Here is a 2269-nt window from a genome sequence, read left to right on the forward strand (position 1 = left end):
ATAACCTAATTGCTGAAAATATCCAAAAAGAGCTTGAGCTATTAAGCAAATCAAACCTCCAACTAAAAAGGCACCCACTGCATTTCTTAAAACCGGAGGCTTAGGTTTTACCTGGTCAAGAAGAGCCTCATAGGCTTGTTGTTGGTATTGTTGAGCAGCTTGGTGTACCTGATTAGCTAGATTCTGATCCTTCATGGTTAACGCCTCCAAAAGATAGTATGGCCCCAGCCCAAGTTAATATGCAGGCGAGAGCTGAGGCACTAAAAGTAAGAAGCTACGACTTTTTTCCCTCGCCTTCGCAGGAGCTTTATGATCTCCTGAATAAGGTGCTGTTTCAGGGAAGGAATTTCTGGAGAGACAGGAGCCTGGTGGGCGGGGTTGATGGCGCAACCAACCAAGAAGCGAATACTGTCCATTTCCAGTAACAATAGAGTCAGCCGGCTGGCTCCGTCATTGCGGTGGAGCATCTGGGTGGTGGAAACATTGTTCTTGAGATTCTCGCGAACCTTTATGAGGGTAAGCATCCCTTCGGTAACTAAATCTATGCCTGGCAGAATACCAATAGGTGGAACCTCATCGTCACAGGCAGAAAGATCAACTTTTACCTCGCAGCCCAAATATTTACCGACCATATTTCCTGTTGTTCCGCCACAAACGATTTTCTGGCCTTTATCCTTCAAGAGCTTTTCGATTACTAGCCTATCATGGCGAGGATCCTTCGGGGGGCCGACTAGGATGGTAGCTCGGCGAGGCTGGCGCAACTTTACAACTACTACCGAAGCGTCATCTCCTGGAGCACCACCATAAAGCTTGTAGCACAGATTACTAATCTCGGCAGCCATCTCCTTGGCCGAAAGTTGTTGTAACGATAACTTTTCCAGATAGCTCCCTACTCGTTCCCATCCCCAACCAAGATCCCAAACACCCCCTATGCCAGCGTGAAGGATCCCATCGCTCACCATAACTAACCAGTCGCCCTCTTGAACCCTAAAATAGCCCTCACGTATGGTCCTTTCTCCAATTTTTCTTTGGCCCAGATTCAATCTCTTCAATTTTCCTTGATGGCCAAAGTAGGTGGATGGATTGTCATACTCAGCTAAGTAAGCGCGTCCATCGCGAAATATCTGGAGGATAGTAAAGGTGCTATAGGCCAGCTTTCGGACTCTACATACAGGCAGGGTAGAAGCAAGGGTTTCAATGACCTCATCAATGCTTCCGCCCTGGCGCAGCATGGTAGATCCAATTTTAGTAGTTAAAGAGGAGAGAATGTTGGCTTTTACGCCGCTCCCTAACCCGTCAGAAAGGATAACGATGGTTGAGCGTCGAGCGTGAGCTACTTCGATACTATCCCCGCATAGTTCTTCGCCCGACTTATTAAGCTGCGAATGGCCTATCTCCAACATAAGTTGGGTCACGACCAATCCCTCCAACCCTGCTAATTCTCCTCTTGCATCAGGTGTACCAGCTTGGAAAGCAGAACCTTAGTCTCGGCGGTGGTCTCCCCGAGTAAACTTGCGATCTCTTGAGCAACCTGCATTTGTTTTTGGATAACCTCTTGAGCCCGAGCCGCTGTAGTCATTTTCAACTGTTTTATTTCTTCATGCCGCTTCTGTTCCTCCGTGATATCTATGAAGAAGCCCACGACCACATTTTGCTTTTCGACGTAAAAGATGGACTGGTCGGTAACTAGATCATACTGGGGATACGCTACTACAGTCCTTATAACCCCTCTCTTGGCTAAGACCGACTGGAAATGGGCAGGGTCAATCAATCGAGATAGATGACGGCCTATTATCCTTGCTGCCTCGCACCTAAACATTTTTTCCGCTGCCGGATTAATATTGATGATGCGCAAGCTATCGTTGACAATTATGATGGCATTAGGTGAAGACCTTGTTATTATATCGGAAAACGATTCAGCCTGTGCCCGCATAAAGGGCATACACATTTCAATTTCGGCTAGTCCCTGATATACAGCTATTGCCTTTTCTCGACACGAGCCATACCCGCAGGCGCCACAGTTTAATTCATCCTCTGGAACCAGTTTCCCTGTTCTTGCCAAGATAGCCTTAATCGCCGCTTCGTCGGGGACAGGAAGCGGAACAGCCCTACTTTTGTACCGTCTCTCAAGGTTTACTTTTACCCGGGAAAGATCAAGGGTATTTTCGCCGGCAAGTTTGGCTTGTGACTGACGGTGATGTTGGATGACGCGGTTTCGGCGCAAAAAGGGATCTTCTTCCGACACTGCCCCTGGTCCAGCAATACAACC

Annotated in this window: 3 protein-coding genes; all 3 read right to left on the minus strand. The window is 47.8% G+C overall.

Features of this window, described 5'->3' with window-relative positions:
• The coding region (locus H5U02_15190) for a stage V sporulation protein AD (protein MBC7343765.1) at positions 1–195 on the minus strand (195 nt) is incomplete at its 3' end.
• 65 nt (positions 196–260) lie between these two features.
• Positions 261–1403 (minus strand): SpoIIE family protein phosphatase, encoded by a 1143-nt coding sequence (locus H5U02_15195; protein MBC7343766.1) that lies wholly within the window; start codon positions 1401–1403, stop codon positions 261–263.
• Between the two features lie 32 nt (positions 1404–1435).
• Positions 1436–2224, minus strand: a complete 789-nt coding sequence (locus H5U02_15200) for a PAS domain S-box protein (protein MBC7343767.1) — start codon at positions 2222–2224, stop codon at positions 1436–1438.
• Positions 2225–2269 lie beyond the last annotated feature (45 nt).

The sequence above is a fragment of the Clostridia bacterium genome (assembly GCA_014360065.1).
Classification (GTDB): Bacteria; Bacillota; DSM-521; order Neomoorellales; family JACIYF01; genus JACIYF01.

Bases quoted from the DNA above. Each gene is read 5' to 3' on its own strand.
- H5U02_15195 (MBC7343766.1), bottom strand. From the start codon at position 1,403: ATGTTGGAGATAGGCCATTCGCAGCTTAATAAGTCGGGCGAAGAACTA.